Annotated in this window: 1 protein-coding gene; it reads right to left on the bottom strand. The window is 37.7% G+C overall.

Annotated features, from left to right (window positions below):
* The coding region (locus B2751_RS03665; RefSeq protein WP_290772927.1) for a rod shape-determining protein at positions 1 to 247 on the bottom strand (247 nt) is incomplete at both ends.

Raw genomic sequence — 247 nt, 5'->3', positions numbered from 1 at the left:
TGCACCAATCGCTGCTACTTTTGGCTCTTCCTCTAAATATACTTTTTTACCGCCTGATTTCTCTGCCGCTTCACGAATTGCCTTTTGCTCAACACTTGTAATATTCGTTGGACAACAAATTAGAATACGTGGCTTTGCTAAAAATCCTTTGACATTTAATTTATTGATGAAATGTCTCAACATCGCTTCAGTCACATCAAAATCTGCAATGACTCCATCTCTAAGTGGGCGAATTGCTGTAATATTA

It is taken from the genome of Exiguobacterium sp. UBA6282, from assembly GCF_002440475.1.
GTDB lineage: Bacteria > Bacillota > Bacilli > Exiguobacteriales > Exiguobacteriaceae > Exiguobacterium_A.
The sequence above is the reverse complement of the archived record's forward strand: the minus strand, read 5'-3'. Positions and strand labels throughout refer to the sequence as shown.